The sequence below is a fragment of the Escherichia sp. E13S3 genome (assembly GCF_004212325.1).
Classification (GTDB): domain Bacteria; phylum Pseudomonadota; class Gammaproteobacteria; order Enterobacterales; family Enterobacteriaceae; genus Escherichia.
Map to the genome: position 1 here is coordinate 1 of NZ_RHJR01000023.1, position 13,469 is coordinate 13,469.

Consider the following 13,469-nt stretch of genomic DNA (forward strand, 5'->3'; position numbering starts at 1 on the left):
GCGCTTACACTGTGGTGCTGGACATCAGAGCGAACCGGATTTGTCTTCTGGTTCACCACTCTGGGCCTTCCATTTTGCACATGGGGGCTTATTTTCGTTTTACGCAGGGTTGCCTATAAAGCAGAGCAGGTCGGAGCTGAGTCGCGTAATGTCGACCGTGAAGCTCTTATCGACAGTGAAATTCTTCGCGGTCAGCGCTGCGCCTGGATCCTCGGTACATACATTCAGGCCCCGGCGGGAAACAAAACCGATGACCTGCTTGAGGCAATGAAGGCCGCAGCACCCGCTATCGATTTCTCCCGCCCAAGAGGATGTGACAAACCGGTCAGATACGCGGCATTAACAGAATACCAGGCAGATTTAACAAAGGCCCTGACAGCGGCGGTGACTAAACTGGCCACGCGTGTAGAAGGGATCGTTCAGCCGCTTCCGCCGGAGCTGCCATGCTGGCTGGTGCTGGATTGTGATAACGATCTGTACCCCTTGATTGAAGAGCAGCTTAAAGCCGATCTATCACTCAAGACCGGCAGGATTTTTCGCCTGATGTCCGGAAAAGGGCTGAGCGCATTCGATGCCTGGCTGGACAAACGATGGGACAATCCGGGCATTCTGGTTGCCATCACGCTGTCGTTACCGTCATCTCCTCGGGAAGATGACGCAGATGCCGTCTCGATGGTGGTATTGAGCAACCGCAAAGCCCACGCCTGGCCGGATGCACTCCGACTCCATCGCCCCGAAAGGGGAGCAGAAACAACGCTCACTAAGACACTCACCCGGGCGCTGCTCTGGGCGAAGACCCGGCCCAATGAACTCAAAGGAAGCTGGCTCACCGGTCCAACATTGACCTCTGGAAGCGGCTGGAATAATGCCTGCGAGCTGAGCGGGGTGGAATTTAGCCTTTCAGAGGACAACTTCAGTATCGATCCAGTGCTGGGATACACGGGCCATGCTGCTCCATGGCTTGCCATCACGCTTGCCAATGCTGACGTTGAACAACATGGCCCGCAGGTTATCGCCGCCCAACCCACCGCTGACAAGGACGACATCTGGGTCGCCGTCATCACCAAAGAAGAAGTTCGCAAGGAATCGCCCAAGAATGTCTAAGGTAAAAGTAAAAACACTCATCGGCTCCGTTGTAACTGTCGCCTTTTTCCTGACAGCCATCGTGGCATTTTTGTTTTATGCCTTTCCGGAAAATGTAGCCTCGGCCACCGGCTTCGGTCCGTATGACGGTCAGCGCATACTCACATTCTGCGCCATACTGGTTGCCACGTTGTTTTTACTCGGCTGGCTGACGGAGAAGGCTTTCGACTTCGCCGGTAAATCTGGATTGTATTTCCAGTGGGGACGGAAAAAGGCGGAGAGCGTCACTCCGGTAATGAACACCATTCCCGGTGAAGAAGACGACGATGAACCGGTCTTCAGCGAAGACGCTGTATCCGAACACCTGCGCTTTCGCTATGGACGTCGCTGGAAGCATAAAGTGCGACTCCTTCTGGTGATGGGCAACCAGGACGACGTCCACAAAGCTGCCCCGGGCCTGTGTAATGACCTCTGGCAGGAAGGCGACGGCAATGTGCTGATTTATGGCGGTGACACGCAGTCACTCCCGGATGAGATCTTCCTTTCAAAACTGAAGCGCCTGCGATCCGGGCAACCGGTTGATGGCATCATTCAGGTGATGAGTATTTCAGCACTCCCGACGGATGGCGAACGGGATGCCCTCCTGCGTTACCGTCAGAAAGCCGACCATCAGTTGGGCTGGCAGGTGCCTGTATGGCTGTGGCTGACTGACAACGCCACCGATGCTCAGCAGGGCGCGGAAACGGCTGCGACAGGGGTCATATTCGGGCCTGACGGCACCGTGAAAGGCGCGGGTGAAGGGTTTTCTACACTGGCACTGCATCTGCAAAAAGCAGGTATGGCACAGATACTGAATAATCCGGCTGATTTCGGCCTGCTTCAGTTATCCCTCCGACTGCGGCAGGAGCTGAAAGCCAGTCTGGATGTTTTGCTCGGCGGGCTGATGCAGGGATCTGCGGCCTTTCGTTTACGAGGGGTCATGTTCAGTCCTGAAGTGGCCGTTGTCGGTTCGGTCCCAAACACACGCCCCGACACACTGACCTGGAAAGCCGTCATTGATGACTGTGATGCCGTCAGCGGCAGGAAGCTGGGCTTCGACTGGCTGAAGATGCTGCGGTTAATTCTGCTTTCTCTGATTGTCCTGTGGGGGGCCGCTACACTGCTGTCTCTGATCGTTAACCGTGCTCAGATTTATCAGGCGCAGGAAACGGCAAGACAGGCAGCGGATACTGCAAAACCACTGGCTGAACGTCTGCACAATCAGCTCGTACTCCAGCAGGCCATTGCCCGTCTGCAACATCGTGAAGCGACCGGCGCGCCATGGTACACCCGTTTTGGTCTTAATCAGGACAGCGACACGCTGGCCGCACTCTGGCCGCTGTATGCGAAAAATAACGCACAGCTGATGAGGGATGCTACAGCAGACAGTCTCAGGCAGCAGCTGAATGCCTTTGTGCAACTCCCTCCTGCCAGTGATGCCCGTACGCAGGGCACACAGCATACATATGACATACTCAAAAGTTATCTGATGCTGGCGCGTCCGGACAAAGCGGACGCCGGCTGGCTGGCAAAAAACGCGCTGAAAGCCTTACCGAAACGCCAGAATGTGCCGGCTGGCACATGGCAGAACATCGCACCGAAACTGCTGGGTTTTTATGCGCAAAACCTTCCGGCTCATCCGGAATGGAAAATTAAGCCTGATGCCGAATTAATCAGCACAGTCCGTCAAATTCTGCTTAAGCAAATTGGCCAGCGGAACGCTGAGTCCGGGTTATATCAGGAGATGCTTAAGCGCGTGGCCAGCAACTGGCCTGATTTAACGCTTGCGGATATGACCAGTGACACCGATGCCTCAACAGTATTCAGCACTGACGAAGTCGTCCCGGGAATGTTTACGCGTCAGGCCTGGGAAGAGCAGGTACAGGATGCGATTGACGAGGTCGTGAAAACCCGCCGCGATGAAATTGACTGGGTACTGTCGGACAAGACACATCAGACAGGGAGCGATATCTCCCCGGAGGCGCTGAAGGCCCGCCTGACTGAACGCTATTTCACCGATTTTGGTAACGCCTGGCTCAACATGGTCAACAGCATACAGTGGCAGGAAGCCACGTCACTGTCTGAGGCGATTGCCCAGCTCAGTTTGATCGGTGATGTCCGCCAGTCGCCGCTAGTGGCACTGATGAACACGCTGAACTACCAGGGGAAAACGGGGCAGAAAGGTGAGGCTCTGGCTGATTCGATAGTGGATTCAGCGAAAAAGCTGATCGGTCAGAAAAAAAATGCCAGACAGTTTATTGAACAGGCACAAGGCCCTAAAGGTCCGCTTGATGGCGTGTTTGGACCACTGATGGGGCTTATGGAAGGTAAAGAGGGTACCGGTGCCAACGATAACCTCAGTTTCCAGTCCTGGCTGGCCCGCGTAACTCAGGTGCGGCTGAAGCTTCAGCAAGTCACCAGCGCCCCGGATCCGCAGGCTATGTCGCAGATGCTGGCCCAGACAGTATTCCAGGGCAAAGCCATCGATCTGACCGATACCCGCGACTACGGCAGTCTGGTTGCGGCGAGTCTGGGGCAGGGGTGGAATGGATTTGGCCAGTCGTTATTTGTACAACCGCTTGATCTGGCCTGGCGGCAGGTAGTTGCCCCGGCTGCGGGTAGCCTCAATGCCCGCTGGCAGACAACCATTGTTGATCAGTGGAATAAGGCCTTTGCGGGACGGTACCCGTTTAAAGCCACTGGCAGCGATGCCTCCCTGCCGCTACTGGCTCAGTTCCTGCGTAGCGACTCAGGTCGAATCACTACCTTCCTGAAAACTAATCTCGGCGGGATCCTCCGCCAGGAAGGGAATCGCTGGGTCGTTGATCCTTCCGCAAGTCAGGGGATGGTTGTTAGTCCGGATTTTCTCCGGGCGATTAATCAGCTGGCGGAACTGTCAGATATCGTGTTCTCTCAGAGCGATGCGAGTGTTCACTTCGAACTGATGGCGCGTCCTTCACGGGATGTTGCCAGAGTGCAGCTTACCCTCGATGAGCAGAACCTGGATTACTTCAATCAGATGGAAAGCTGGCAGAGCTTCACCTGGCCGGGGAATACTTACTATCCTGGTGTGTCGCTCATCTGGCGTAGTGTAAACAGCGGTATGCAACTCTTCGCCAGTAACCAGGGTAACTGGGGCTTCATTCGCCTGCTGGACAAAGCCCTGATCACTCCACTCGATGCCAGCCGTACACAACTGGTGTGGATCACCGCCGATGGCAATCCTCTGAAGTTCATCATGCGCAGCGAGCTGGGCGACGGTCCGCTTGCCTTACTAAAGCTACAGGGATTTACGCTGCCAGCGTCCATTTTTAACGTTGCCGCTGGCACTGAAGGCGTTGAGTAAATATGAACAGAGGCATTCATCCTGCGCTGGCCTTTGCTAAACAGGTGGATGGCTGGTCTTCAGGTGTATTCAGTCAGGTTGATAAGTGGCGGGAAACCGATTCACTTGCCCCATGGCGGTATATGACGTTTCGCCAGTGTAAACGTTGGCTTGCGGCCAAGCGCACCGGAAAAACACGCCTGCACTGCGATGAAATTATCTTTCGGATACTGGGTGAACCCCGTCAAACCGATGCTCTGTCAGGGGAAACCCGTCCGGCCAGCCCCCAAACGTGTAGGAAAGCATCAACGTTTTATTCCTCCGGATAAACCCGTACAAATTTTTGCAGGTGTCTGGGTCGGTTCGGCGCTCAGACAGGCACCGCGAGTATCGGAGTCAGTACCGCAGGGGACAGATCCTCCGCACCCCATTGGCGTCTTCGATCCCCATATCCGAAAAGCCACTGGCAAAGCTACTGGAAGGGAAAACCCACTCAGGGTGAAGAGAAAAGTGTGTTGCTGAAATGGAAACCACCGAAAATCGTCAATGGCAAGGACGACGATTCTCTGGAAGCCATCATCAACTTCATGAGGATATCGACAAATCATCCTGAAATAAGATGTGTCGGTTAATTGTATTAAAATATAGAAGTTATTTAAGGATAAACATGAAGGGTGTAATTAAATTAAGTTTACTGGCCTTATCAATCTCATTCAGTTTTGTTGGTTGTGCTGAAAGTAAATCTGTAGAGATCTTAAGCGCTGTCGTTAAGGACAAAAAAATATCAGGTGCGCAGGTGGTTATTCAACGAAACGGCGAGCAATCCATTTCTTCTTTAAGTGATGACTCCGGAAATGCCCAGATTGGCAATAACACAACCGACACAAATGACAGTCTGATAATTATCAAGAAAAATGGATATTCAACCCTGGTGGCGAAATGTCCATGTAGTGGGATGAGTTATGCATTAAGCCCGACAATGAAAGGGCTTGATAGTATGCGCGTGGTTTTGGGGTGGGGACGTTCACCTTTTGATCTTGATTCACATATGGTATATCCGGGAAATCATATTTTCTTCGCCAATAAGTTGGGCGACAATGGAAATCTTGACGTTGATGATATACATAGCTATGGACCTGAGACTATTACGTTAACCAGACGAGAGAATGGGAAACCCTATATTTATGCTGTTCACGACTTTAGTAATAAGTTTGATCCAGATGCCAAGTATCTCTCCAACAGCGAAGCGAAAGTGTTTGTTTATGTTGGGGAATCTTTAGTTCGGACATATTATGTTCCTAAAAACCAGTCGGGGAATTTATGGACTGTTTTTAAAGTTAATGAAAATGGTGCCATCGAAGATGTGAACAATATAAAAGGTATTTCCGCCGATGCCGATGATATCGATTATGTTTTAACACCACTTTTAAATAGCAACGCAACGTTGCCTCATCAAAACTGGGGGGCTGAGCAAATTAATATTTCAAATGCGCTGAATCTTAAGGGTGAAGAATCATACCGTCGGAAGCAATATGAAGAGGCAATTTCTTTTTTCACAGAGTCAGTCAATAACTATTCAGAAAATGGCAAGGCATATGGCAATCTCGGGTTGGTATATCAGAAGGTTGGTCGTACTGCTGAAGCTATATGGGCAAACCGCAAAGCTATTACACTGGCCTCTGGTAAAAATGCAGCAACAATCCGGGCTGGTGCAAATTATAATATAGGAAAAATATACGAAAAGGAAGGTCAGTATCATGATGCCCTGAATTACTACAATGCAGCCAAAAATGAAAAACAAAACCCTGTTTACGACAATGCGATAATAAGAGTAAGCAGCAAAATAAATTAAATATTAATGTTCTTTTAGCATAACGTTTCATATGCTAAACGTTATGCTTTTAAAAACCAGGTGGAATCTATGATTTAAAACTATACCAGTCGATTTACACACTGTTTAATATGTGCTTGCAAGTTGTTGTTTTTAACAACCACTTTTTCATCCAGTGCTTCGGAAAATTAACCTAACGTATCATCAACAGTAGATTGCATGCATATTGTCGCCATTAATAAATTGCCAGCAGCGCCTCAGGAAACATCTTCTGATGAGCATGTATTAAATTGTGATAGAGATCCACCCAGGACTATCGAGGGAAAAGCTGTTTCATCTATTGGATAGAGAGTGATTAATTAAATCTCTAACGGTGATTACCAATAGCTATTTAATACGCAATCGAAGTTTAGCAGCAAGCAACAATCTCCAGAATGTCAATGATATTTTCAACCGTGAAGGAGACAAACTGGATGAAATGCTGGATGGTCCAATTAAGACAAGGTCTGGATTTACAATAACCGACTCGCCATGGCTTGTAAAAAAAATATTTTCATCTGATAGTTTTGACGGAGGAATTAATCTTGAAAAAATGTATGTGTCGTCAGTACTGACATATCAGGAAATTAAAGGTGATTTGTACATTTATATTTCTGTTAGTGGACAGTATCAAGGTAAAAACATTACACTTCTCGTAGAGCTTGTGGATGATATAAGCCCCCGCATCATTCAACAGTATGATGGTAATGTAGATATAATATCTCGTGCCAGAGATGCTCAGGGAAACTCTTTAGCGTACTTTTCTGTCAGGAATGATTCACATAAAGAATATCATTATTTGTTTATAAGTCCGGATGGAGGTAAAGGTATTTCAGACATTTCCTCCGGGCAGGCAGAAGCACTGAACCAGGAAACCAAATTATGGATGGGTTATTGTGGGGCTTCAGAGTGTAATGCTTCATTACTATCACCTGATAGTAAATGGAGACTTGCTTCAAGTGACGGTTACGTCAAAGACCCGGATGAAGGCATGTACGTATTTCCAGCCAACCGTCCGGACCAGGGATTGAATGTTTTTGCGGACAAGGCTGATAATTCAATCACTGATGATATTTTTGGATATACCCGGAAATATGTATGGGGAGATGACAACAATACATTTTATTTTGACAATAGCGGTGCATTAGGTTGTATCTGGAAAACTAACATTAACCAAAAAACAACAAAACGAATCATCCCCGTAGAAGGCATTCTGGATCCATTCTATATAAAATATGACGGAGAAGATCTGATTCTCTCTGTTTATGCATATTCTTATCAAGATGATTTCAAATCAGAAATATACATAACAAAAGAACCTAATTAAATAGTAATTCAATAAATCAGGATTTAAAATTGTATGGATGATTTAACCCTTCGTTATTACGAAGCAGAGATGCGCTATCTGCGTGAGGCGGGTAAAGAGTTCGCCCGTGCCCATCCGGATCGGGCAGCGATGCTTAATCTGGATAAACCCGGCGCCCGCGATCCTTATGTAGAGCGCCTGTTTGAAGGTTTTGCCTTCCTGATGGGCCGTTTGCGTCAGAAGCTGGATGATGACCTGCCGGAACTGACCGAAGGGCTGGTGAGTCTGCTGTGGCCACACTATATGCGGACCATCCCGTCGCTGGCTATCGTCGAATTCTCTCCTGACTGGCGTGGCCTTCGTCAGGCTGAACTTCTTGCCGAAGGTTTCTCCGTACAATCACGCCCTGTCGGGCCGCATAAAACCGCCTGCCAGTACCGGACGACTCGTGATGTTCCTCTGCAACCACTGCATCTTGCGGATGCCCGCCTTCATACTGAAACTGATGGCCGCTCTGCTATTCGTTTGCGCTTCGAATGCCCTGAAAAAGTGGACTGGAGCAAAGCCGGGATCGACAAAGTCGCCATATTCCTCAACGCAGAGAGTCCGATCAGTTCAGCACTCCACCTGGCATTGACCCGTCGCGTTCACGCCATGTACGCCAGCCATTCAGGGACATACACCGAACGTCATCAGTTTGATGGCTGGTGCAAACCCATGGGCTTTGACGACAATGACGGCCTGTGGAAGAAAGCCGATACTGCCTTCAGTGGTTACCAGCTGCTGCTGGAGTATTTCAGCTTCCGACCGAAATTTATGTTTGTTGAGCTACGTGGCCTCGACACCATCGGGCTCACTGAAGCCAGCTCCTGGTTTGAAATCGACATCGTGCTCAGTGAAGCCTGGTCATCCGATCTGCCTTTTGAAACGGAAAACTTCCGGCTGCACTGTGCACCGGTCATCAACCTCTTCACTCTGGAAGCCGATCCGCTGACGCTTAACCCGCTGGATAACGAATACCTGCTCAGGCCATTGCGTCTTCAGGATGGTCACACCGAGATTTACAGCGTCGATGATATTCATGGCGCGGTAAAGAATGGCAAACCCCCCTATGTACCGTTCACCAGCTTCCGGCACCGTGGAGGAATGATGCGCCACGATGCCCCTGAACGTTATTACCACACCCGCGTGAAACGCGGCCCCTCTGGCCTGTATGACACCTGGTTGATTCTCGGGGGGCGTTCGTTCGAGCTGGAGCAGCTGTCCGATAAACCAGAATCCCTTTCGATGCGAATAACCGGTACCAACGGGCAGCTTCCGCGCACAGCGCTGGAAAGTACGCTCCTGGACAGGGTGGCAAAAACCGGCAAAGTGCCCGTCAGGGTACTGAACGTCACCGCACCGACGATACCGCTGTATCCCCCTGCAAACGACCGTTTTCACTGGCGGGTGATGAGCCACCTCGGCTCAAACTTCCTCAGCATGATGGACAATCCGGAGGTCCTGCGGGGAACGCTGGCGCTGTACGACTGGACCGATGATGAAATGAACCGACGTCGGCTTGAAGCTATCGTCGCCGTGAAGCACACCCTGATCCGCCGTTTTGAGAAGGGCTTTATGCTCCGGGGCGTAGACATAGAGGTCACGCTAAACATGGATAATTTTGCAGGCGAGGGGGATGTGAATCTCTTCGGCGAAATGCTGCACCGGTTCTTCGCGCGCTATGCTGATATTCACCTCTTCAACCAGCTCACGCTGGTGCTGCAACCGACAGGAAAACGACTGAGATGGCGCGAGAATCACAGCCAGTACGTACCGGGCTGACGCTGGCCCTGAGCAAAGATATCTGGCGGGCCAATTTTTATCGTTTCTGCCAGCTGCTGGAGCAGGAAAATCCGGACGCGCCGAAACTGGGCGCCTCCAGCCATCCAGCCAACGATCCGGTCCGATTCAGGCCCTGGCCTGGTATGGGTTTCCCGGTCAGTACCCTCAAAGCGGTGGAGACTGACGAAGACCACCCGACATTGCCCCCAACGGTCCGTACGACATTTTTGGGGATGTATGGCGTGGACTCTCCTCTGCCGACGTCCTGGCTGGACGACATTGCGCAGCGCCGCGAAGGACACGAGGCAGTTACCTCGTTTCTGGATATTTTCAGCCACCGCATCACCACCCAGTATTATCGAATCTGGCGGAAATACGCCTGGCCGGCCACCTTCGAGGCAGGTGGCCGCGATGCCACATCTCAGTGTCTGCTGGGGCTGGTCGGCCTTGGTATACCGGGCACCGCTGAACAGGTGGCAACGCCGGTTTCACGCTTTCTGGCCTTGCTGGGTACCATGCGATTACCCACCCGCAATGCAGAAGGTATTCGGGCCCTGGTGAGCCTGCTGGCACCGAATACCCGGGCAATTATCACCGAGCCCGATCCGGTTAAGGTCCATATCGATAACCGTAGCGGGTTGGGTACCGGGAACCGCATCTGTCTTTCTCAGCGAGCCACGCTGGGTAAAACGGCAAAGGAAGCATGCAGTCGGGTACTGGTGACGCTGGAGACAGAAGATCCGGAGGAAGCCGAAGGGTGGTTACCTGGTGGTTTTCTCCATACCGATTTACTGGTCCTGCTGCGCGTTTATCTCGGCTACCGCAGTGACGCCCGACTGCGCCTCACCGTACCCGTACGATTGTTGCCTGAGCCACGCCTTGGCAAAGGCAGACGTATCCAGCTGGGCCGCACCGGCTCGCTGGGCCTGAAAGCAGGCAAGCTCAGCAATAGTCGGGGGAGTCTGACCGTCAGTCTGGGCTGCTATGAAGGGTTGCAATGTTCTGCGCTACCGTCCGCTGAAGACGGGCATTACCGCTTCGAATAATCACGTACTCCCACTCTCAATAAAGGAACTTTTGAATGGCAACAGTAACCCGTTGGTGGGCGCTGACGCTTATTGCCTGTAGCCTGCTCGCTGGCTGCGGTCTGACTCAGGCTGTCACGGACGGTACGGTCAGCATCACGAAATCCATCTTCTACAAGAAAATCAAAACGCTGCATCTGGATTTTACCCCGCGTACGGCCATTAACGCTGATGGCGCACAGACACCGCTGGCAACGATGGTGAGAGTTTATCAGCTCAGGGATCGTAAAGCGGTTGATGCCGCCGATTACCAGACACTGCTGCGCAATGCCGATACGGTACTTAAAGACGACGTACTGGCGTCTAAAGAGCTGCTGGTGATGCCAAAAGGCAGCATGACACTCAATATGCCCATGGATGAAGACGCTCAGTTCGTGGCGGTGGTGGGATTATTTAACCGCCCGGATCAGAAGGACAACCGCTGGCGCCTGGTGCTGACCCGTGACGATCTGGACCCGGACACCCCCCGCACGATTGAACTGGGTGATGGCTGGCTCAGCCTCATGCCGGTGAAGGAGTGACGTGATGGATAACTGGTTAGCGCTTTTTGACGGACAGACCCGATATTTTCTGGATATTTTTGACAGCTCAGTGAAGCCGGGTGTTCTGCGCTTTTACGGCAGGGAAGCACTGAGCGAACCCTTCAGCTGGGACATCGAGTTCACCGCGCTTCAGGCGAATATCCCCCCGGAACAGGTGCTGATGAAATATGCCTCTTTCCGGATGCGGAGCGGTAAAAGTGTCCACGGCATGGTAACCCGCCTGGAATGGCTTTCCACCTCAAAGGACCAGTCTCACTACCGGCTTACGCTCAGTTCGCGCCTGGCGCTCCTGGGATATACCCGACAGTGCGCGGTCTATCAGAACCAGTCCGTTCCTGAGGTGGTTGAGCAGGTGCTGCGTAAACACGGTCTGGAAGGTCCCGATTTTGAATTCAGACTGGAGCGCACCTACCCGCCGCGTGAAATTATCACTCAGTGGCAGGAAACGGATTTGCAGTTCATTCAGCGCATTCTGTCCGAGGTGGGTATTTACTGGCGTACGGAAATGGACGACGTGCGTGGCCTGGATACCTACATACTGGCCGACAGCCAACTGAACTATCAGTTTGACGTGCGACTACCCTACAGCGAGCCATCAGCCCTGTTCGACGGTGCGGCAGAATCGGTCTGGGATGTGCGGACCTGGCATAACGTAGCCACCGGCACGGTCACCACGCGTGATTACAACTACCGGGCTGCTTCCATGCCGATGGATGCGACGGTCAGCGTGCGTAATGATGCGGTCACCACCGGGGAGCATTACCGCTATGCATCGGTTTATCGTGAAGCGGGGGATGACGCCAGCCCGGAGCCGGAAACCGAATCTGGCGCGTTCTACGCCCGACTTCACCACGAGCGGGAGCTCAACAGGTCGGCCCGTATTCACCTGTTCAGCAATGCTGCACACCTCACACCCGGGCAGGTACTGGAGCCGCAGGGCGATGTCATTACGGCCCTGCAAGAGGGTGTGATCCTCACGCTGGTGACCTTCCGGGGCGCCCGTGATTCCCGTCTGCATGTGTCGGTCTGGGGCCTGCCTTACACCGAACGTTACTGCTTCCGTCCGGCAGAAATCACGCGTCCGGTCATCGCGGGTACGCTTCCGGCCCGGATCGAAAGCCGCGAAAAAAATGATACCTGCGCACATCTGGACGAGCAGGGGCGCTATCGGGTGAAGCTGGACTTCGACCGGGAGGGGACAGAACCCGGTTACGGTTACCTGTGGCTGAGAATGGCGAAACCTTATGCCGGTGAAACGCTGGGCTGGCATACGCCGCTCACCGATGGCACTGAAGTGGCGATTGCGTACAGCAATGGCGATATTGATCTGCCGTACATCGCCTGTGCATTGCACGACTCCGGACATCCCGATCTTGTGAACCGGAACAATCACTCCCGGAACATCCTCCGGACGCCTGCCAACTCAAAATTACGGATGGAAGACAAGCGCGGTGAGGAGCACATCAAACTCGCCACGGAATACGGCAAGACGCAGCTCAACAGCGGGCACCTGGTGGACAGCAAGGGACAACTTCGCGGTAAAGGCACAGAGCTGCGCACCGATGAGTGGGGAGTCCTGAGAGCAGGAAAGGGACTCTTTGTCGCTGCGGATGCCCAGGCGAAAGCCCAGGGTGATGCCCTGGACATGGATGCCGCGCTGAAGGAAATCGACAGGCTTAATCAGCAACTGCAACAACTGGAAATGGCCGCAGAAAAAGCGCAGGCGCTGAAGGGGGATGTCGACAGCCAGATACAGATGTTTGAGCAGCGGCTGAAACCGCTCAATGAAGCGGTGCTTTTCTCGGCGCCGGAAGGCATGGCCCTGACCAGCGGTGAAGATATGCAGCTGGCCGCTGGCCGGAATCTGGCGCTTAACGCCGGAGAAGACTTCAGTGCTGGAGTGATGGGCAATGCGACCGCTTTGACCGGGGAGAAGCTGGGGCTATTTGCCCGCACCGGCCAACTGAGCCTGAAATCCGGAGAAGGGCCAGTCGATGTCCAGGCACAAAACGCTAACATGCGGTTGTTTGCTGAGAAGAAGCTGACGCTGAGCTCAGCGAGTGACATCTCCTTTGCCGGAAAAAAACGTATCACGCTGATTGGTGGTGGCAGTTATCTGAAGCTTGAGGCCGGGAAGGTCGAGTATGGTACGACAGCGTCGTATACGCGCAAAGTGAAGCGGACGATGGCTGCTGGTGCAACCGATCAACCAATCGAGTCATTGAAGCAGATGGCAATGATCTCTCAGTACTACGACAGAAAGTTGAACTTCTCTTCAAATGTCAATTATCGTGTTGAAACATCAGATGGGGAGGAATTACTTTCTGGCTCCGGAACAGATGGTTATATAGATAAAAGTGACAGTGAACATGAATATTGGATATTTGTAAGTTGA

General features: G+C 52.2%; 9 protein-coding genes. All 9 read left to right on the forward strand.

The window, feature by feature from the left end; genetic code table 11:
* Positions 1-1,104, forward strand: a 1,104-nt coding sequence (locus D9597_RS20820) for a hypothetical protein (RefSeq protein ID WP_130224394.1), incomplete at its 5' end; no start/stop codon positions are given.
* Positions 1,097-4,468, forward strand: a complete 3,372-nt coding sequence (locus D9597_RS20825) for an ImcF-related family protein (RefSeq protein WP_130224396.1) — start codon at positions 1,097-1,099, stop codon at positions 4,466-4,468. The genes D9597_RS20820 and D9597_RS20825, both read left to right, overlap by 8 nt.
* 2 nt (positions 4,469-4,470) lie before the next feature.
* Positions 4,471-4,776 (forward strand): hypothetical protein, encoded by a 306-nt coding sequence (locus tag D9597_RS20830; protein ID WP_130224398.1) that lies wholly within the window; start codon positions 4,471-4,473, stop codon positions 4,774-4,776.
* A gap of 338 nt (positions 4,777-5,114) precedes the next feature.
* Entirely contained in the window at positions 5,115-6,299 is a 1,185-nt protein-coding gene (locus D9597_RS20835; protein WP_130224400.1) for a tetratricopeptide repeat protein, read from the forward strand.
* Between the two features lie 352 nt (positions 6,300-6,651).
* A complete protein-coding gene (locus D9597_RS23415) occupies positions 6,652-7,644 on the forward strand; it encodes a hypothetical protein (protein WP_240780450.1) in 993 nt (330 codons plus the stop codon).
* A gap of 33 nt (positions 7,645-7,677) precedes the next feature.
* Entirely contained in the window at positions 7,678-9,447 is a 1,770-nt protein-coding gene (tssF, locus tag D9597_RS20845; protein ID WP_130224402.1) for a type VI secretion system baseplate subunit TssF, read from the forward strand.
* Positions 9,411-10,493 (forward strand): type VI secretion system baseplate subunit TssG, encoded by a 1,083-nt coding sequence (tssG, locus tag D9597_RS20850; RefSeq protein ID WP_130224404.1) that lies wholly within the window; start codon positions 9,411-9,413, stop codon positions 10,491-10,493. Before tssF ends, tssG begins: the two co-directional genes overlap by 37 nt.
* Before the next feature lie 35 nt (positions 10,494-10,528).
* The gene (gene tssJ, locus D9597_RS20855) at positions 10,529-11,053 is read left to right on the forward strand and encodes a type VI secretion system lipoprotein TssJ (protein WP_130224406.1); all 525 of its coding nucleotides are present in this window, start codon (positions 10,529-10,531) and stop codon (positions 11,051-11,053) included.
* Positions 11,054-11,057: 4 nt separating this feature from the next.
* A complete protein-coding gene (vgrG, locus tag D9597_RS20860; RefSeq protein ID WP_130224408.1) occupies positions 11,058-13,469 on the forward strand; it encodes a type VI secretion system Vgr family protein in 2,412 nt (803 codons plus the stop codon).